Raw genomic sequence first — 18,991 nt, 5'->3', positions numbered from 1 at the left:
AAGGAGGCCGCGATGCCCGGCAGGGTCGAAATCCGAAACATCAAAAAAGCCTATGGCAGCTTTCTCGCGCTCGATGACGTGTCGCTAGATATTGCACCGGGCGAGTTTCTGACCCTGCTCGGACCGTCGGGATCCGGCAAGACGACGCTGCTTAACGTGCTCGCCGGCTTTGTGCGCCCGGATTCCGGCTCGATCACCATAGACGATGCCGAATTCCTGATGTTGCCGCCGCATAAGCGCAATCTCGGCATGGTATTCCAGAATTACGCGCTGTTCCCCCACATGAGCGTGCGCCGCAATGTCGGCTATCCGCTGCGCCTGCGCGGCGTATCCGGCGCCGAACTCGACCGCCGGGTCGAGGAAGCGCTTGGGCTGGTCCAGATGGCGCATCTTGCCGACCGTGGCGTCAACGCGCTTTCGGGCGGTCAACGACAGCGCGTTGCGCTGGCGCGCGCCATCGTCTTCGAACCGTCGATCCTGCTGATGGACGAGCCGCTTTCAGCGCTCGACAAGAAGCTGCGCGAGCATATGCAGCTCGAGCTGAAGCGGCTGCACGACCGGCTGGGAACGACCACCGTCTATGTCACGCATGACCAGCGCGAGGCATTGACGCTTTCGGATCGCATCGCCGTCGTGAACGGCGGGAAGATCGTGCAGCTCGGAACGCCTGACGAGATCTATGATCGGCCGAAGAACAAATTCGTTGCGGATTTCATCGGCGAGACCCGGTTCCTGCCGGTCGAGACGGGAGCCACCGGCGCGCTCCTTTATGGCCGTCCGCTCAGGACGCGCGACGACTGGAAGGGCAGCGACAAGCCGTGGCTCGTCATCCGCCCGGAGCGGCTGCGCTGGAAGGGTGACGAAACCGAAACCGCGAACCGGATCGAGGCGGAGGCGACCGACGTCATCTACCAGGGTGACAGCTATCTGATCACGGTGCGCATGCCCGATGGCATCGAACTCGATCTGCGCCGTGGTCCGGATCTCGGCGGCAAGGACCTGCCGGAACGCGGGCAGCCGATCCAGCTGTGGCTCGATCGGGAACACACGATCCTGGTGGCGGACAAGTCATGACGATGGTGCTCAATCACCCGGACATCGCGGATGCCGACCACAACGCCGATGTCCTGAAGCGCCAGGGCAGCCGCGAACGACGGGCGCTCGCTTCATTGACGCTGCCGGGCGCGATCCTGATCTTCCTTGTCCAGATCCTGCCGATCGGCTGGCTGTTCTGGCTTTCCTTCTTCGGACCCTCCGGCGAGCCGACGCTGGAAAACTACACGCGCATGCTGAAACCGATCTACGTGCGTACCTTTATCTCGACTTTCGAGGTGGCGGGCCTGGTGACGCTGGTCTGCGTGCTTCTCGGCTACCCCGTCGCCTATCTGCTGTCGCAGCTTTCCGAGCGCACAGCCGGGCTGCTGATGATCTTCGTGGTGCTGCCGTTCTGGACTTCGGTTCTGGTGCGTACCTATGCCTGGCTCGTGCTTCTGCAGCGTACCGGACTGGTCAACACGTGGCTGATCGACGCTGGTCTGATCTCCGCGCCGCTGCCGTTGGTCCACAACATGCTCGGCACCGTGATCGGCATGGTACATGTTATGCTGCCGTTCCTGATCCTGCCGCTCTACGCCTCGATGCGGGCCATTGACCCTGTCTACATGCGCGCAGCCGCCAATTGCGGTGCCACGCCGTCACAGGCTTTCCGCCAGGTATTCCTGCCGATGTCGCTGCCCGGGCTCGCAGCCGGCGTGGCCCTTGTCTTCGTGCTCTGCCTTGGCTTCTTCGTCACGCCGGCATTGCTTGGCGGCGGCCGCGTCGCGATGTGGGCAATGCAGATCGCCAACAACATTTCCGTCTATGGCAACTGGGGGGCGGCGAGTGCGCTCGGCGTCGTGCTCCTCGTGGTCACCGCCTTCATCCTCTACGTCTTCAAGCGGCTCTTCAGGGTCAACAGTTTTGAGGGCGTACGCTGATGCTGAACCGTCCCGCGACCGAAACCCAGATCACGCATTTCCAGAGGCTCTGGCTATATATGCTGGTAGCGCTGGTCTTCGCTTTCCTGATCATTCCCTGCCTTATCGTCATCCCGATGTCGTTCTCGGGCAGCAAATATCTGGAGTTCCCGCCCAGGAGCTGGAGCCTGCAGTGGTACGGGGCCTATCTGGGATCGCCCGAATGGCGCGCTGCAACTTTCGTTTCGCTGCGCGCGGCACTGCTGACAACGGTCTTTGCAACCACTTTCGGCACACTTGCCGCGTACGGTATCTCGCGGGCGTATGGTGCGGCCTCTTCCGTGGCCCGCGGCGTGTTCATGCTGCCGATGCTGGTTCCGCTGATCCTCGTCGCCATCGGCTGCTTCTTCGTCTACGCCAAGATCGGCCTGAACGGCACGACGACCGGCCTGGTGATGGCGCACACCGTGCTGGCATTGCCCTTCGTTGTCATCGCGGTGCTGAGTGGTTTGGCCAGCTATGACATGAACCAGGAGCGAGTAGCGCAAAGCCTCGGTGCCTCCCGTCCCTGGGCCTTCCTCACCGTTACGCTGCCGCAGATCCGTCTGTCGGTAATGTCGGGAGCGCTTTTCGCCTTCGTCACCTCCTTCGACGAGGTGGTGATCGCATTGTTCATCTCTGGTGGGGAGAACGCGACACTGACCCGGCTGATGTTCGCCAACATCCGCGACCAGATCGACCCCACCGTCGCGGCGATCTCCTCGCTGCTGATCGGGCTCTCGATCATCCTGCTTGTCGGCTCGCAATTGCTGCGTGGCCGGGAGGATCGCAAATGACCGCCGACGTCGTCATCTGCGAATGCTTCGCGCGCGACGGGCTGCAGCACGAACCGGCCTTTGTCGCGACCGCCGACAAGATCGCGCTGATCGACGCGTTCACTGAGGCGGGCTTCCCGCGCATCGAAGCGACCAGCTATTCGCATCCCGGCAAGGTGCCGGCGTTTGGCGATGCTGGCGACCTACTTGCCGGCATCACGCGACGCTCTGGCGTCTTCTACAAGGCAACGGCGCCGAACCTGACCGGTGTCGAGCGGGCGGTGGCCGATCTTGCTGCCGGGCACGGCGCCAACGAGGTGAGCCTGCTTGCCTCCGCCACCGAAGCCCATACGCAGCGCAACCTCGGCACATCGCGCGAAGGCCAATGGAGGCGCATCGCCGAGATGGTCGAGGCAGCAGGTGACCGGTTCCGGCTCGTCGGCGTCATCTCGGTCGCGCTTGGCTGTCCGTTCGAGGGAGAGGTTCCGCCGGAGCGTGTCGTCGAGGATGTGCTGCGCTTCGCTAGGCATGGCGTCGGGATCGTGACGATCGGCGACACCACCGGGCTCGGCACGCCGACCAAGGTCGCGCAACTCTTCCGTCTGTTGGGTGAGGCCGCCCCGGCCGTGACCTGCGTCGGTCATTTTCACGACACGCGCGGCATCGGTATCGCCAACTGCGCTGCGGCCTACGAAGCCGGCTGCCGCTATTTCGATTCATCTTTCGGTGGCGTCGGCGGCCATCCGACGAAGATCCGCTACGGCTCGGGTCGAGCGGGCAATGTGGCCACCGAAGACCTGGTCAATCTTTTCGAGATGGAAGGGATCTCGACCGGACTCGATCTCGACAGGGTGATGGTTGCCTCGCGCCTCTGCGAGCAGGTGCTCGGGCGCCAGCTCGACAGCAAGGTGGCGCGAGCCGGATTCGCGACATCATTTGCCGAGGCCCGTGAGAATGCTTGAAAGGACCACCATGCCAGAATGCGTTGTTGTCGAGGATCGGGATGCCGTGCGGATCATCCGCATGAACCGGCCCGACAAGCTCAATGCCCTCAATACGGAGCTGACTCAAGGGTTGCTCGATGCATTGAACGCGGCAGATGGTGACGACACGATCCGTGCGGTCGTCCTTGCCGGTGAAGGCAAGGGGTTCTGCGCTGGCGCCGATCTCTCCGAATTCAAGGACCTGACGCCGGACCAGCAGCATCGCGTGCTAACCCGTGCCGACCTGACCTGCCGGCTTCAATCCAGGTTACAGGAGATGAAGAAGCCTGTTGTCTCGGCGGTGCAAGGGGCTGCGGTGGGCGGAGGCGCCGGCCTGGCCATCGGCTGCGACATGATGGTGGCCGGGGCCGACCTCAAATTCGGCTATCCCGAACTCAAGCACGATATCGTGCCGGCTCTCGTCATGACCGGACTGCAGCGGCAGCTCGGACGCAAGGCCGCCTTCGAGATGGTGAGCCTTGGACGGCTGATCGGGGCCGACGAAGCGCAGGCGCTCGGCCTCGCCAACCGCGTTGTCGCGGTGGATGCCGTCATCGACACCGCGCTCGAGATCGCAAACCAGTGGGCAAAGGCAAATCCGATGGCGATGGCCGCCGCCAAGGCGCTGTTCTATCGCGTCGCCGATCTGCCTTTCGACGCCGCCATGGCCGCCGGACGCGACGTCAACGCGCTGATGCGCGGCTTCCGGAGGACGGACAAGTGAAACCGCTCGACGGCATCCGCATCCTGGACTTCAGCCGCGTGCTCGCGGGGCCGATGGCAACGCAGATCCTGGCGGAACTTGGTGCCGAGGTGATCAAGATCGAGCGGCCGGGCAGCGGAGACGAGACACGTTCGTTCGAGCCGCGCGTGGCCAGTGGTGACAGCGGCTATTTCTTCGCTTTCAACCGGGGCAAGAAATCGGTGACGCTCAATCTCAAGTCCCCACATGGTCAGTCGATCGCGCGTTCGCTCGCGTTGAAGGCGGACGTCGTCGTGGAGAATTTCCTGCCGGGAGAAATGGCACGCTTCGGACTCGGCTATGAACAACTTTCAGCCGACAACCCCAAGCTCGTCTACGTCTCGTGCACCGGCTTCGGCCAGACCGGTCCCTACAGCGAGCGCAACGGCTATGACACCATCTTCCAGGCCCTTTCGGGCGTCATGGCATTGACGGGCCATCCGGATGGAGCGCCTGCGAAAGTTGGCGTGCCTTTTGCCGATCTCTCTTCCGGCCTGTGGATTGCCATCTCCGTCCTGGCAGGTGTTGCAGGGCGCGCGCAGTCGGGGCGGGGCACTCATGTCGACCTGTCTATGCTCGACGTGCAGGTGTCTATGCTGACCATCGCTGCCGCACGCTGGTTCCTGCTCGGCGAGGACCCCAAGCGTACCGGCACCGAACATCCGGGTCGGGTTCCTTCCGCGGCTTTCGAATGCGCGGATGGACGCTGGCTGCATATCTCGGGCTCCGACCAGCATTGGAAGGCGATCTGCTCGGTGCTTGGCCTCGACGAACTCGCGGCGGACCCGGTACTGGATCGCAATTCCGAGCGCGTCGTCCAGCGCGAGCGGGTCATGGCCGCGATGACGGTGGCGATCGCCGGACGTGGTCGTGACGACCTCGCCGAAGCGCTACGTGCCGCCAATGTGCCGGCAGGCGAGGTCAACAGCGTTGCCGAAGTCCTGGACGATCCTCATGTCGAGGCACGCGGGATGGTCGCCGCATTCGAACACCCCAAGGCCGGCAAGGTAGGCGCGCTGCGCACGCCGATCAGGCTGTCCGGCTACGACGAGATTTCGATCGGCGTGCCGCCGGTTCTCGGTGCCGACACGGAAGATGTGCTCGGCGAGATGCTCGGCCTGCGGGCCGAGGAAATAGACAGATTGCGCGGCGAAGGAGTGATCTGATGTCGGGACCGGTCAAGGTCAAGCGCGAAGGAGCAGTCGCCCGCGTCGTTCTTTCGCGATCCGAGGCGCGAAACGCACTCAATCTGCCGATGTGCCATGGGCTGACTGAGGCGTTCAGGGCAATCGACCGCGACCACGATATCCGTGTCGTCCTTATCGAGGGTGAAGGGCCGGTGTTCTGCGCCGGCGCCGACCTCAAGGAACGCAAGGGGCGTGACGCGGCCTGGATCCGGCAGCGCCGGCTTGCATCCTTCGAAGCCTATTCGATGATCGAGCGCTGCACCCGGCCGGTGATCGCGCTTGTGCAGGGACCAACAGTCGGTTCGGGTGGCGAGATCGCCATGAGCTGCGATTTCATCGTCGCGGCGATCGATGCGAGCTTCCGTTTTCCGGAGGCGCATTGGGGCACGGTCGGCGCCACGCAGCGGCTGCAGCGCGTCGTCGGCGTGTCACGCGCCAAGGAACTGCTCTACACCGGACGTGAGATGCCAGCCGAGGAAGCTTATGCGCTCGGCATGGTGGCCCGACTGACAGAGCCATCGAAGCTAGCGGAAGAGGGCACGACGATCGCGCTCAAGATCGCCGAAGCGCCGCCGCTTTCGATCGCGCTGACCAAGCAGTCCGTCGATCTCGGTTCGCGGACGGATCTCGATTCAGGCATCCGCATTGAACTCGCCGCAATCGAACGCGTGCTTGCAGACAATGGCTGGAAGAACGGCGTCGACCGCTTCCTGCAGAATGTCGGCAACGGCAGCGCCGACGCCGGCTGAAAGAGACCATTTTGTTTGTCGCATGATCTTCGCAGCCGCCCGGTTCGGGACATGCTTTTGGGAGACTGACCATGACCGCCAATTCCGCTGCCGCTCGCGATATTCGCTACCAGGTGCACCCGCAGACCAATATCCGCCAGCACGAGAAGGATGGTCCGATGATCATCACGCGTGGCGAAGGTGCCTATATCTATGACGACAACGGCAACCGGTACCTGGATGCCATGTCAGGCTTGTGGTGCGTGGCACTGGGTTACTCCGACACGTCGATCAAGGAAGCCGTAAAGGCCCAGATCGACGAACTGCCTTACTTCCACCTGTTTGCGCACCGCTCCAACAATCCGTCGATCGATCTTGCCGAAAAACTCATCCAGAATTCACCGGGTATGTCCCGTGTCGTTTTCCAATGCTCGGGCTCGGAAGCGAATGACACGGCCGTCAAGCTGATCTGGTATTACTGGAATGCGCTCGGCCGGCCCGAAAAGAAGAAGATCATCGCCCGCAAGCGCGCCTATCACGGCACAGGCATCGCTTCCGGCAGCCTTACTTTCCTGCCGAACATCCACCGCGAGTTCGATCTGCCGATCGACCGCTTCCTGCATGTGACCTGCCCGCACTACTACCGCGAGGGCAAGCCCGGCGAGACTGAAGCCGATTTCGTCAAGCGGATGGCGGACGAACTCGAGCAACTGATCCTGGCCGAAGGACCGGAAACCGTCGGCGGCTTCTTCGCCGAGCCGGTTATGGGGACCGGTGGTGTCGTCATGCCGCCAGAGGGCTATTTCGAAGCCATCCAGGCAGTGCTTGACAAATATGAGGTGCTGACGGTTTCCGATGAAGTCATCTGCGGCTTCGGACGCACCGGCGCCTATTGGGGGGCGGAAGCGGTCGGCTACAAGCCCGACATGATCACTTGCGCCAAGGCGCTGTCTTCCGCCTATCTGCCGATCTCCGCCGTCATCGTCTCGGAAAAGATCGTTGATGCCATGCGCGAACAATCCGACAAGGTCGGCGTCTTCGGTCACGGCTACACCTATGGTGGCCACCCAGTCTGCGCTGCTGCCGCACTCGCTTCGCTCAACCGCTACGAGGAACTCGACACCACTCGCAACGCGCGCGAGACCGGGGCCTACTTCCAGAAACGGCTTGCCGAGCTGAAGGATCATCCGATCGTCGGCGAGGTGCGGGGCATCGGCTTGATGGCTGGCGTAGAGCTGGTCAGCGACAAGAAAGCCAAGGCGCCGTTCGATGCCTCGATCGGCGCGGCCGCGGCTTGCTCGCGCTTTGCGCTGGAGCGTGGCCTCGTCACCCGCAATCTCGGCGAGACCATGTCGTTTTCACCGCCCTTGATCGTAACGCCCAAGGAAATCGACATCATCGTCGACACATTCCGTGAAGCGCTCGATCAGACGCTCGCATGGGCCAACGCCAAGGCCGCAGCTTGATCGATCGGCCAGAGCAGATGAACATCACCACGCTTTTCATCAATGGCGCGATCCGGACAATGGATCCGGCTTGTCCGACAGCCGAGGCGCTCGCTATCGATATCTCGGGTCGCATTGCTGCCATCGGCACGACAGCCGAGCTTCGGGACCTTGCCGGCCCCGACACCTCGGTCGTCGATCTTGGCGGACGCTTCGCCATGCCGGGCATCGTCGACTTCCACATGCATGTCATATCCGGCATGACGACACGGCTGCGCTCCTTTGCCATCGACGCCGGCGACGATTTCGAGGCGGTGCTGACGCGCGTGCGAAAGGCCGCCGAAGGCAAGCCGGAGGGCGCCTGGCTCACCGGCAGCGCCTACGGTGCGACGGCACTGGCCGATATCGAGAAACTCGGCATCGAGGCAAAGCGGCTGCTTGACGAGGCGAGCGGCGGCCGTCCGGTGCTTCTTACCCATGGCAGCCTGCACGGTGCCTTCGCCAACGGTGCGGCGCTTGCCGCTGCGGGCGTCGAAGCCTCGACTGCAGACCCTGCCGGCGGCCGTATTGTGCGCGTCGACGGCGAGGCTACGGGCCTGCTCGAGGAAAGCGCGATGTGGATCGTCGATGGCGCCGTCCCGGCGCTCGGGGACGGCGAGATCGTCGACGTGGCACGCGCGGCCGTCGGTTATTTCAACTCGGTCGGCGTCACCGGCTTTTCCGACGCGCAGTCGACGCCGGAAATGATCGCTGCTTTCCGCACCCTCGATGATGCAGGCGACCTTTCTACATGGGCCGGCTTTCACCTGTCCGCCAGCCGGACCTGTTCGACCTGGTCCAAGGAAGCGGAGGAGTTCCTGAGCCGCCACGAAGCCGCCTGTGGCCCGCATATGGTGGCCAGCAACGCCAAGATATTCCTCGACGGTGTGCCATCCCTGAAGACCGCGGCAATGATCGCGGCCTATCCCGGCACGAACGAACACGGCGAAATGTACCTGTCGCCCGACGAACTCTTCGCCGAGATCGCCGCGCACGACCGGCGAGGCATCGGCGTGAAGGTCCATGCCGTCGGCGACGCCGCCATATGCCGGGTGCTCGACGCCGTCGAAAGGGTCCGCGCCGAAAACGGCGACAATGGCCCATGGCATCACATTGCCCATGGCCAGTACATCCCGCATGAGGACATTCCGCGCATGAAGCGGCTGCGGGTCATTGCCGACCTCAATCCGCCGATGTGGTTCGTCAACCATGCAAGCCTCGCGCATGAACGCGTCGTCGGCAAGGAACGCTACGCCACGGTCTGGCCGATCCGCACCATGCTGGAGGCGGGTGTGACGATGGCGGTCGGGTCCGACTGGATGACGGTCTTCCCGGAGCTGGATCCCTGGCAATCCCTTGCAGGGCTTCTCACCCGTGCAGATCCCTCCGGCCGGTTGCCAGGTGTACATTCGCCGCATGAGGCAATCACGCTCGATGAGGCGTTGCCGTTGATGACGCGCAACGGCGCGCAAGGCATGGGCCTCGGTGACCGGACGGGTCAGTTGGCCCCAGGGTTCTCGGCCGACTTCATCGTGCTCGACCGCGATCTCTACGCCGTGGAGCCGCGTGCCGTCGCGGGCACGAAAGTGCTGAAGACCTTCTTCGAAGGCAGGGAAGTCTACGCCGCCTGAATTCGGCAAGCCTGATCTCGACTGCTGCACGGAAAAAACCCCGCCGGAGTCCGTCCGGCGGGGTTCTCATTTGCTCTTTCCCAATCCCGGGCGAACCCGGGATTGTCGCGCTCCGCCTTCAGCCGATCTTGGCCAGAGACTTGTCGAGCGCGTCGACGAGCATGTCTGCATTCTCGCGGGAGAACACCATTGGCGGGCGGATCTTCAGGAGGTTCTTGCCGGCGCCGGTGAGGCCGACCAGCACGCCGCGTGCAAGCAGGTCTTCGATCACGGCTCGTGCTTTCGTGGGCGATGGTTTGTCGCCTTCGACAATTTCCACGCCGGCGAAAAGGCCGGTGCCACGTACGTCGCCGATCGCAGCATGGCGGCCGATCAGACCGGCGAGGTTTTCGCGCAGATAGGTTCCAACCTGGAGTGCATTTTCCTGCAGCTTCTCATCCTCGATCACATCAAGAACGGCGAGACCGGCGGCGGCGGCAACCTGGTTGCCGCCAAAGGTGTTGAAGTAGCGCTGGGTCTGCAGGAAGCCCTCGACCAGCGAGCGGCGCGCGACGACGACGCCCAGTGGAATGCCGTTGCCCATCGGCTTGCCCATGGTGACGATGTCGGGAACGAGACCGGCATGCTGGAAGCCCCAATAATGGGTGCCAGTGCGGCCGAGCGCGGTCTGCACCTCATCGGCGATGACGAGGCCACCGGCGCGGCGGATCTCGGCAATGGCCGGATCGAGATAGCCGGTTGGCACCGAATAGAGGCCGTCAGATGCGAAGACCGGGCAGACGAAGAAGGCGGCCGGGAGATGCCCACGCTTTTCCAGCCTTGCAATGCTTTCTGCATAGGTGGCGGCGTAGTCGTTTGAAGACAGTGCCTTGCCGTTGCCTTCGACAGCACCCGAGAAGCGCGGCGCGGTCACAGTGCCGATCCAGGGCTCGAGCTTGTCATGCGGAAGCGTTGCCGTGTCTAGCGCGCCGATGATCGTTGAATTGCCATGGAAGGCTGCGTCGGTGACAAGGGCGCCCGTGCCCCCAGTATTCGCCGTGGCGATGCGCCAGGCAAGCTCGTTGGCTTCGGTGCCCGAACAGACGAACATAGCCGTGTCGAGATGGTCCGGCATGGTGGCCGTCAGCCGCTCGGCATATTCGACGATCAACTCGCTCGGATAGCGGGTGTTGGAATTGAAGACCCGTACCTGCCTTGCCACCGCGTCGGCGACATGCGGGTGACAGTGGCCGACATGCGGCACGTTGTTGTAGGCATCAAGATAACGCTTTCCATGCGCGTCGATCACCCAAACGCCTTCGCCTTTCACCGGCATGAAAGGCTGCTGGTAGAATTCCTTGTACATCGGCCCCATGGCCTTCCTTCGCCGCGCCATCAGGTCTTCATAGGCTTGATCAGTCGAGGTTGAACGTGGTGCGGTTGCGAGCGCGGTCATGGCTTTCTCCAGGTGTTCTGTAGCGTGTGCAGGACTGATCGAGAGGGCGCGCGACAGCGCCTCCCATCCCATTTCGGAAATGTCGGCCCGATATGGCGATGGTCCGCCTGATGTGGCGCTGCGCCAGGCAGCAATGATCTCGCGGGACAGAAGCCGCATCTTCACGAGGTCGAAGAGAACGGCGATTTCGGCGCATTCGAGGGGCATCGCGGCGGCATAGGCGGACAGGAATTCGGAAGCGACGCCGAGAAGATCCGGCTCACGGTAGAGCTGATGAGCGATCGCGATTGCCGCCTCGTTGACAAGGCTGGTCTCCACCATGTCGCCGAAGTCGATGATGCCGGTGATCGCACCGGAACGCGGGTCGCGCATGATGTTGTTCTGGTGGATGTCGTTGTGGATCACCTGCCTGCGCAGGCTGGCAAAGGTCGGTACGACACGGACCTTGAAACTGGCCATGACAGTTTCGGCGATCGCACGGCGCTTGGGATCGGCGACGAGATGGATGCGATCTTCCAGCGCCGCGGCATGGCGCAGATCCCAGATCATGTCGGCCGGACCACCGGAATGCCGGAAGCCGGAGAGGGCGCGATCGAGCTGACCCGCGATCCGTCCGGCGTCGCGGCGGAAGCCGGGTGTAGCGCGAAAGTCGAGCGCCGGTTCGCCAGGCAGATGGGTGACGAGCCGGGCCATGAATACCGTGCCGTCGTGGTGCACGGGCACGATCGTCGCTCCTTCCAGTGAGGTGACCGTGCGTGGTACCGGCAGCGACGGATCGGCCGTTGCGACATGATCGAGCGCGGCATTCTGGAAGGCGAGCGCCTGCGCGGGTTCTGCTGCGTTGGCGATCTTCAGCACATATTGGCGGCCGTCCGCGGCCGTCACCTTCAGGTTCTGATCGCGCTCGCCGGGCAGGGGCCTGGGCGTGCCGGACAACCCGTAGACACCGAGCAGACGTGTGATTTCATCCGGGGAAAGCCGGGGAACACGGGCTGTCAGGATGTTGCCGGTTTCGGCGCTGCGTTCTGCAGATTGTCGTGACCTGCTTTCCAGCATGTTCAAGCTCCTGATGTGGCGCGGAAGTCGTTCATGCGGCCGCTGCGTCCGCGGCATTTCGCGATGCTGGCGAATGCGTTGACATGCCGGATGTGATTGTTTCTTTTCGCGACAAACGAACCGGGAGGGAGATGACATGAGCGAGAACCGCACCGTACTCGTCAGCGGCTACGCTCAGGCGCCGCGTGGTACCGGCATGTCGGAAACCATGACCTGGATCGGTGTCGTGCTGGAGATCGACTTGAAGACCCACGAGATCGTCGCGGCCGACGCGACATTCGTAACCGACCTGGCGCGTGACTTCTTCCGCCGCACGGTGCTGGGCTATCGCCTGACCGACGGGCTCGAAGGGCTCATCGCGATGATAGAAAACCGTATCCATACGCCGTCAAAGAACTCCCTGCAGACGGCGCTTCAGGCGGCTTTCCAGCGCTATGTCGAGGCCCGTCAGGCGGGCAAGGGCTGAGCGGTATTCCGCGATCAGGCGCAGCGTCAGTTCTTTCGCTCCGGGGAGGTCGTCGATGAGCCCGGCACTCTGGCCGGCCTCGATCTTGCCGTTGGTGACATCACCGTCGAGGGCCGCCAGCTTGAGCGAGCTGGTGGTAAACATCGCCCGGCGTGCCTCGATATCGGCACCGGCGGCTTCGGCCTCGAGGAACCGCGCGGAGAAATCGTTGCGGACCATGCGGATCGGGCTCATGCCGCTGCCAACCAATGCCGTGTCGGCTATCCCTGCCGCGAGGACCTTTTGCTTGTAGGCCTCGTGCACGCTCGCCTCCTTGGTCGCGAGATAGCGTGTGCCGAGCTGCACCGCGTCCGCCCCGAGCGCGAGCATGGCAACAATGCCCGCGCCATCGGCGACGCCGCCGCCTGCAATCAGGACTGCTTCCGGTGCTGCCTTGGCGATCGCGCGGACCAGCACCAGTGTCGAGACCTGGTCGGGCGGTGGATGACCGCCGGCTTCGCCACCGACGGCGACGATGGCATCGACACCGGCCTCGAGCGCTTTCAGCGCGTGGGCCTCCGAGGCGACGACGTGGATGCACTTGATGCCGGCGGTCTGGAAACGGGATAGGTATTTCTTCGGGCCACCCTGCGATGCGATAAGGATCGGCGCTTCTTCCTCGATGACGATGTCGAGGATTTCGTCGGCCTGCGGCCGGTAAAGTGGCACGTTGACTGCGAAGGGCTTGTCGGTTGCTGCCTTCAGGGTTCTCAGCGCCTTGCGAAAGTCCTCGATAAACATCGGGCCGGCGGCAAGCACGCCGAGCCCGCCAGCGTTGGAGACGGCGGCGGGCAGTGCGGGATTGGACGAAGCCCAGCTCATCCCTGCCTGCACGATGGGCTGGGCGACGCCGAATGTCCTGGTGAAACGGGTGCTCACGAAGCCTTCTCCCTTTCGTCGAGGCCGAAATGACGTCTGGCATGCTCGATCAGCAGGCGTTTGGGCACCTTCGAGCTCGCGGTGAGGCCGACGATGTCGAAGCTTTCGATGACAGCGAGATATTTCGGCAGCTTGAAGCCGGCGAGCCTCGGCTTGACCCAGGCCAGAACCTCGTCGGCGGTCACCGTCTCGCCGTCGCGCGGCACGACATAGGCGCCGGGCACTTCGATGAGCCGTGGATCGGGCAGCGCAAAAACCTGCGCCTGGCGGATCTTGGGATGGCCGATCAGCACGTCCTCGATATCGGCCGGCGCGACATTTTCGCCGCCGACACGAATGATCTCCTTCAGACGCCCGACAAAGGTGACGCGACCGTCTTCGCGCATGACGCCCATGTCGCCGGTCTTGAGGAAACCGTCGGCTGTCATCGTCTCGCGCGTCGCCTGTTCGTCGCGGTAGTAGCCTTTCATCACGCACCAGCCGCGCACGCGGATTTCGCCCTTCTGACCATGAGCCAGTTCGGCACCGCTCTCCGGTTCGCAGATGCGGACTTCCAGGCCGGAGTGCGGGCGCATCCAGCCGGCGATGCGCTCTTCCACAGGATCGGTGTGATCGGAGGCCATGATGTTGGGCGATGCTTCGGACAGGCCATAGCCGGTGACGGTCTGGCCTGCGCCGAATTCCTCGACCGCGCGCCGCATGATCGCCGGGCTTATCGCCGCCCATCCGCCACGAAGCGTGTAGGAGAGCGGTTCGAAGTCCGGGCTGCCCAGCATCATCAGATACATGGTGTCGTTGCCCGAGGTGAGGGTACAGGCTTCTTCGCGGATCAGACGAAGCGCTTCCTCGCCGGTGAAGCGATGCATGGTCACGAGCGTGATCGCATGCACCGCGGAAAGCACGACCGCGAGCGTCGAACCGGCAACGTGGAAGAAGGGGCGGGCCGACAGATAACGGTCCCCTTCGCGAGCACCCATACGTTTGCCGAGGAAATGGGCATCGGTCACCATGTTGGCATGGGTAAGCAGCACCGCCTTCGGGAAGGAGGTCGAGCCGGATGTGAACTGGATCAGCGCGACATCGTCCGGATCGGGCGGGGGCGGGAGCTCGATGCCCTCACCACTGACGAGGAATTCGGCATAGAGCCGACAGGTTGCCGGTGCCGTATCGCCGATGACGACAATGTCCGACAGAAGCGGCAGCTCGGGAGACGGCAGCGCCGCATCGATCGTCGGGCAGATCTCGCGCAACATTGCTGTGAAGTCGATCTTCAGCAGGCTATCGACCGTCAGCAACATCCGTGCATCGGCGCGTTCGAGTTGCGTGCGGATCTCGCCTGGCGTCAGGCGCGTGTTGACTGGCACGCAAACCGCGCCGACCCGCACGATGCCGTGGAACAGGATTGCCCATTCGACGCTGTTGCCGGCGCAGATCGCGACATGGTCGCCATGGCGGATGCCCGAGGCGACAAGACCACGGGCCACCTTCAGGCTTTCGCTCCGCAGTCGGTCGAACGCAATCCGGTCGCCATTGCCGACCAGAGCTTCGGTCGTTGGTCGGAGTGCTGCCGCGCGATCGAGCGCTGCGCAAATGGTGGGCGCGATGTCGGGAGAGCCGGACGGTTGCCGGTTCTGCGTCTGGGTCACTGACCAGTCCTCCAAAACGAAAAACCGGCGGCTGTCGTGGCTAAGCGCCATGACATCCGCCGGTCTGAAATCCTTGAAAATCGCACCGCCGCCTTTTCGGGCGCGGCGCCAGGAAGTCTCCTAGCACCCGTTTGAATGACTCCCGATTTGCTGGATGTCAAGCCGAGGACTTGGGAGGTGCTCGCGAGAGTCTGGAGCGCAAGTTGCCTTCGCGCGATGGGTTGGGTGCGTGACATGACTGAGATGCTTCGGGTTGCGTGGCCACTGCCGCGGCAGTTGACATATAGTTGATAATGTGAACGATGTAGTTCACATTATCAACTAAAATATTGCAACGGAGCTGGAGTTTTCAGCAAACAAGCAAGCGCGTGCTTCTGACGCGAATGGGGTCACGAACGGCTCTGTTCGGTCGAAGGGCAGTTGTTGCCCGGCGATGACCATTCGGCAACGCCGGCACGCTGTCATGTTTACAATCTCAAACAGACCAGGAGAAAGCAGATGAGGGGAATGTCGCGAACTGGTTTTCTTTCCTTAGCCTTATCGGCCATGTTGCTGTCCGCCATGCCGGCTGTCCTCATGGCAGAGGAAAGCGGACCGGCACAAACGGAAATCGTCACCAACAAAAATGTCGCCATCGAGGTGCTAGTCCAAGGCAAGGGACCGGCTGTCGTCCTGCTGCCGTCGCAAGGCAGGGACAGTTATGGCGACTATGACCAGCTCTCGAAGACACTGGCTGCCGATGGCTTCAAGGTTCTCCGGCCCCAGCCGCGTGGAATTGGCAGGTCGGTCGGTCCGATGAAGGGCGTGGATCTCTATGATTTCGCGCAGGACGTTGCCAATGTCATCGATGCCCTGGGCGATGGACGCGCCGTCGTCGCCGGCCATGCCTATGGCCATTTCGTTGCCCGCATGACTGCGACCCGCTATCCCGAAAAGGTGCGCGGTGTCGTCGTTGCGGCGGGGTCGGCCAGCGATACGGCGGAACGCAACCCTCTTGTCTGGTGGGCGCCCGATTTTGCCGGCAATCTCAGCCTGCCGGACGAGCAGCGTCTGGCCGCGTTGAAAGGTGCCTTCTTTGCCAAGGGCCACGACGCGAGCGGCTGGCTGAAAGGCTGGTATCCGGAAGTCACCGCGATGCAGTCGGAAAAGCCGGTGCCGAGGAAAGTGTGGTGGGCCGCCGGCACCGCGCCCATCCTCGAGATCATTCCCGAGGAAGATCCGTTCAAGCCGCGTGACCGTTGGGACGAATTGCGCAAGCAGTTGGGCGAGCGCGTGACCACGGTCACCGTGCCCAATGCCTCGCATGCGCTGATCCCCGAACAGCCGGCTGCTGTTGCCGAAGCCATTTCGAAATGGGTACACGACCTGCCGAAATAGGGCTGTTCTTTTTTGCGGGTTACCTCCAGACCTGCAAAAGACCGTGGCGGGCCGCTTGGCCCGTCGCGAGGTTCTGTCAGCGCATCAGCCCGCGCAATTCCGCCTGGACGCCGGTCATCGCGGGAAGATAGAGGCGCGCCATCTCGCTGGCTTCCGTCCGCGACGCCGCGACGCCGACATTCATCGCCGCGACCGTCTGGCCGCGAGAATTGTAGAGTGGGACGGCGATCGAGCGCAGCCCAAGCTCAACTTCCTGGTCGACGATCGCGTGACCTTGCAGCCTGACCCGCGCGAATTCCGCAACGAGCGCTTCCGGATCGGTAAGGGTATGGCTGGTCCGAGCCGTCAATGGCGCCCGGGAGAGGATTTCTCCGGCTGCAGCTTCGGGTAGGGCTGCAAGCAGCACCCGGCCCATAGAAGTACAATAGGCGGGCAGGCGGGAGCCCGGCATGAGGCCGATAGACATTACTTTCTTTTGGGCCGCGCGCGCCACATAGACGATATCGGTCCCGTCGAGGATCGAGACAGAGGAACTCTCGCCGAGCTGTTCGGACAGGCTGTCGAGCAGGGGCTGCACCAGTTGTGGAAGCGGCATGGTGGCAAGGCAGGCGGTGCCCAGCCGCAGCACCCGAGGCGTCAGGGTGAAAAACTTGCCATCATAATCGGCATAGCCGAGATGGGCGAGCGTCAGCAGGCAGCGTCGCGCGGTAGCTCGGTCAAGCCCCGATGCGACGGAAACCTCCGATATCGACTGCCGCGGACGTTCGGCCGTGAAGGTCTCGATGACGGACAGGCCTTTGGCCAGTCCGCCCATGATGTCGCGTTCCGGGAGAGGCATCGCTTCACTTCCACGCATACTCATTTGTGCGAATAGTCAACAAAAACACGATATCGCACAAATCGCGTTGAAGGAACTCCCGATTGTCGCATACTGCGGCCACCCCATTGAGAGGACAGCATGGACAAGATAGTGGCCGATCTGGCCGAGGCGGTAGCCGTTGTCGAGGATGGCGCGACCGTAATGATCGGCGGCTTCGGCGGCGCGGGTGCGCCGATCGAGCTTATCCATGCGCTCATCGATCGTTTCCGGGCGACAGGAAGCCCCGGACGGCTGACTGTGATCAACAACAATGCCGGCAACGGTCGTATCGGCATCGCCGCCATGATCGATGAAGGCATGGTGGCGAAGATGGTGTGTTCGTTCCCGCGCTCGTCCGACCCGCGCGCCTTCACCGAAAAATACCTTGCGGGCGAAATAGAGCTGGAACTTGTGCCGCAAGGCACACTCGCCGAGCGCATTCGCGCCGGCGGTGCCGGCATTCCGGCATTCTATACGCCTACGAGCTATGGCACCGAACTTGCCGCCGGCAAGCCGGTTGCCGAATTCGAAGGCCGCAGCTATGTGCAGGAGCGTTGGCTGAAGGCCGATGTGGCGTTGATCAAGGCCGATTTGGCCGACCGCCATGGCAATCTCACTTACCGCAAGGCGGCGCGCAACTTCTCGCCATTGATGGCGATGGCGGCACGCACGACCGTGGCGCAGGCACATGCCATCGTCGAGCCCGGTGGCGTCGATCCCGAGCATGTGGTGACGCCCGGGATCTTCGTTGATCACGTCGTCAAGGTCACCTACGCCGCACAGGAAGAGGCGCTGATCAGGCAGGGAGTGGAATACGCATGAAACTCACCAACGCCCAAATCGCCTGGCGGGCGGCGCAGGACATCGAAGACGGTGCCTATGTCAATCTCGGCATAGGCTTTCCCGAGATGGTGGCGCAGTTCCAGCCATCCGGACGCGCGGCGATCTTCCACACCGAGAACGGCATTCTCAACTTCGGCGAAGCGCCGGCGGCGGGGGAGGAGGATTGGGATCTGATCAACGCCGGCAAGAAGGCGGTGACGTTGAAGCCCGGTGCCTCCTTCTTCCATCACGCCGACAGCTTCGCCATGGTGCGCGGCGGCCATCTCGATGTGGCGATCCTGGGGGCCTATGAGGTTGCCGAAACAGGCGATCTCGCCAACTGGAGCACAGGTCCGAAAGGCGTGCCGGCGGTTGGCGGCGCCATGGACCTGGTGCATGGCGCCAAGCGCGTTGCCGTCATAACGGATCACGTGACCAAGGATGGCAAGCCCAAGCTGGTCAAGCGCTGCAGCCTGCCGCTGACCGGGGTGGGCTGCGTGACGCGTGTCTACACCAGCCTTGCCGTCATCGACATCGTGAATTCCCGCTTCGTCCTGCGGGAAAAACTACCTGCCTTCAGCTTCGATGAATTGCAGGCACTCACCGGTGCGGAACTGCTGGTCGAGGGTGACATCGGCATGCTGAACGTTCCGGAGGTCTAACATGAGCGAAGCGTATATCTGCGATTATGTTCGCACGCCGATCGGCCGGTTCGGCGGGGTTCTTGCCTCGGTTCGTGCGGATGATCTCGGTGCCGAGCCGATCAGGGCACTGGTGGCGCGCAATGCCGGGATCGACTGGGAAGCGGTCGACGACGTCTATTATGGCTGCGCCAACCAGGCCGGCGAGGACAACCGCAACGTCGCCCGCATGGCAGCGCTCCTGGC

At 63.1% G+C, this 18,991-nt stretch carries 17 protein-coding genes and 1 pseudogene; 14 read left to right on the top strand and 4 right to left on the bottom strand.

Annotation, left to right across the window (positions count from 1 at the left end; all coding sequences use genetic code 11):
- Window positions 1-12 precede the first annotated feature (12 nt).
- The 9 genes from ACFWYE_RS27920 to ACFWYE_RS27880 all read left to right on the top strand — a co-directional run bounded on the left by ACFWYE_RS27920 (window position 13) and on the right by ACFWYE_RS27880 (window position 9,525).
- On the top strand, window positions 13-1,074 hold the full coding sequence (locus ACFWYE_RS27920; protein ID WP_379067206.1) for an ABC transporter ATP-binding protein: 1,062 nt from the start codon (window positions 13-15) through the stop codon (window positions 1,072-1,074).
- Window positions 1,071-1,976 (top strand): ABC transporter permease, encoded by a 906-nt coding sequence (locus ACFWYE_RS27915; protein WP_379115352.1) that lies wholly within the window; start codon window positions 1,071-1,073, stop codon window positions 1,974-1,976. The genes ACFWYE_RS27920 and ACFWYE_RS27915 overlap by 4 nt, the downstream gene beginning before the upstream one ends.
- A complete protein-coding gene (locus ACFWYE_RS27910) occupies window positions 1,976-2,791 on the top strand; it encodes an ABC transporter permease (protein ID WP_379067210.1) in 816 nt (271 codons plus the stop codon). The genes ACFWYE_RS27915 and ACFWYE_RS27910 overlap by 1 nt, the downstream gene beginning before the upstream one ends.
- A complete protein-coding gene (locus tag ACFWYE_RS27905) occupies window positions 2,788-3,732 on the top strand; it encodes a hydroxymethylglutaryl-CoA lyase (RefSeq protein ID WP_379067212.1) in 945 nt (314 codons plus the stop codon). Before ACFWYE_RS27910 ends, ACFWYE_RS27905 begins: the two co-directional genes overlap by 4 nt.
- Window positions 3,733-3,742: 10 nt before the next feature.
- Window positions 3,743-4,477 (top strand): enoyl-CoA hydratase/isomerase family protein, encoded by a 735-nt coding sequence (locus tag ACFWYE_RS27900; RefSeq protein WP_379067214.1) that lies wholly within the window; start codon window positions 3,743-3,745, stop codon window positions 4,475-4,477.
- Window positions 4,474-5,661 (top strand): CaiB/BaiF CoA transferase family protein, encoded by a 1,188-nt coding sequence (locus ACFWYE_RS27895; protein ID WP_379115350.1) that lies wholly within the window; start codon window positions 4,474-4,476, stop codon window positions 5,659-5,661. Before ACFWYE_RS27900 ends, ACFWYE_RS27895 begins: the two co-directional genes overlap by 4 nt.
- Entirely contained in the window at window positions 5,661-6,431 is a 771-nt protein-coding gene (locus ACFWYE_RS27890; protein WP_379115349.1) for an enoyl-CoA hydratase/isomerase family protein, read from the top strand. The genes ACFWYE_RS27895 and ACFWYE_RS27890 overlap by 1 nt, the downstream gene beginning before the upstream one ends.
- Window positions 6,432-6,496: 65 nt before the next feature.
- Window positions 6,497-7,876, top strand: coding sequence for an aminotransferase (locus tag ACFWYE_RS27885; RefSeq protein WP_379115394.1), 1,380 nt, complete (start codon window positions 6,497-6,499; stop codon window positions 7,874-7,876).
- A complete protein-coding gene (locus ACFWYE_RS27880; RefSeq protein WP_379115348.1) occupies window positions 7,849-9,525 on the top strand; it encodes an amidohydrolase in 1,677 nt (558 codons plus the stop codon). Before ACFWYE_RS27885 ends, ACFWYE_RS27880 begins: the two co-directional genes overlap by 28 nt.
- Before the next feature lie 118 nt (window positions 9,526-9,643).
- On the opposite strand, the gene ACFWYE_RS27875 is transcribed toward ACFWYE_RS27880, so the two are convergent.
- Entirely contained in the window at window positions 9,644-12,016 is a 2,373-nt protein-coding gene (locus ACFWYE_RS27875) for an aminotransferase class III-fold pyridoxal phosphate-dependent enzyme (RefSeq protein ID WP_379115347.1), read from the bottom strand.
- Window positions 12,017-12,152: 136 nt separating this feature from the next.
- Here ACFWYE_RS27875 and ACFWYE_RS27870 point away from each other — a divergent pair, with 136 nt between their 5' ends.
- Entirely contained in the window at window positions 12,153-12,482 is a 330-nt protein-coding gene (locus tag ACFWYE_RS27870) for a DUF3870 domain-containing protein (protein ID WP_379067222.1), read from the top strand.
- Here ACFWYE_RS27870 and ACFWYE_RS27865 read toward each other — a convergent pair.
- A complete protein-coding gene (locus ACFWYE_RS27865) occupies window positions 12,405-13,400 on the bottom strand; it encodes an NAD(P)H-dependent flavin oxidoreductase (protein WP_379115346.1) in 996 nt (331 codons plus the stop codon). The genes ACFWYE_RS27870 and ACFWYE_RS27865 overlap by 78 nt on opposite strands.
- The gene (locus ACFWYE_RS27860; RefSeq protein ID WP_379115345.1) at window positions 13,397-15,046 is read right to left on the bottom strand and encodes a class I adenylate-forming enzyme family protein; all 1,650 of its coding nucleotides are present in this window, start codon (window positions 15,044-15,046) and stop codon (window positions 13,397-13,399) included. Before ACFWYE_RS27860 ends, ACFWYE_RS27865 begins: the two co-directional genes overlap by 4 nt.
- 576 nt (window positions 15,047-15,622) lie before the next feature.
- Here ACFWYE_RS27860 and ACFWYE_RS27855 point away from each other — a divergent pair.
- Complete coding sequence (locus ACFWYE_RS27855; protein WP_379067228.1) at window positions 15,623-16,423, top strand: alpha/beta fold hydrolase; 801 nt, start codon at window positions 15,623-15,625, stop codon at window positions 16,421-16,423.
- A gap of 76 nt (window positions 16,424-16,499) precedes the next feature.
- Here ACFWYE_RS27855 and ACFWYE_RS27850 read toward each other — a convergent pair whose 3' ends face one another.
- Complete coding sequence (locus ACFWYE_RS27850) at window positions 16,500-17,261, bottom strand: IclR family transcriptional regulator C-terminal domain-containing protein (RefSeq protein ID WP_379067230.1); 762 nt, start codon at window positions 17,259-17,261, stop codon at window positions 16,500-16,502.
- A 120-nt stretch (window positions 17,262-17,381) separates the two neighbouring features.
- Here ACFWYE_RS27850 and ACFWYE_RS27845 point away from each other — a divergent pair, with 120 nt between their 5' ends.
- The 3 genes and pseudogenes from ACFWYE_RS27845 to ACFWYE_RS27835 all read left to right on the top strand — a co-directional run.
- The gene (locus ACFWYE_RS27845) at window positions 17,382-18,104 is read left to right on the top strand and encodes a 3-oxoacid CoA-transferase subunit A (RefSeq protein ID WP_379115344.1); all 723 of its coding nucleotides are present in this window, start codon (window positions 17,382-17,384) and stop codon (window positions 18,102-18,104) included.
- Entirely contained in the window at window positions 18,101-18,766 is a 666-nt protein-coding gene (locus ACFWYE_RS27840; RefSeq protein ID WP_379115343.1) for a 3-oxoacid CoA-transferase subunit B, read from the top strand. The genes ACFWYE_RS27845 and ACFWYE_RS27840 overlap by 4 nt, the downstream gene beginning before the upstream one ends.
- Before the next feature lies 1 nt (window position 18,767).
- A pseudogene (locus tag ACFWYE_RS27835) lies at window positions 18,768-18,991 on the top strand (3-oxoadipyl-CoA thiolase); the annotation flags it as partial.

Source organism: Mesorhizobium sp. NPDC059025 (assembly GCF_042739655.1).
GTDB lineage: Bacteria > Pseudomonadota > Alphaproteobacteria > Rhizobiales > Rhizobiaceae > Mesorhizobium.
Note: the sequence above shows the minus strand (reverse complement) of the source record. Positions and strands in the feature narration are given on the sequence as shown.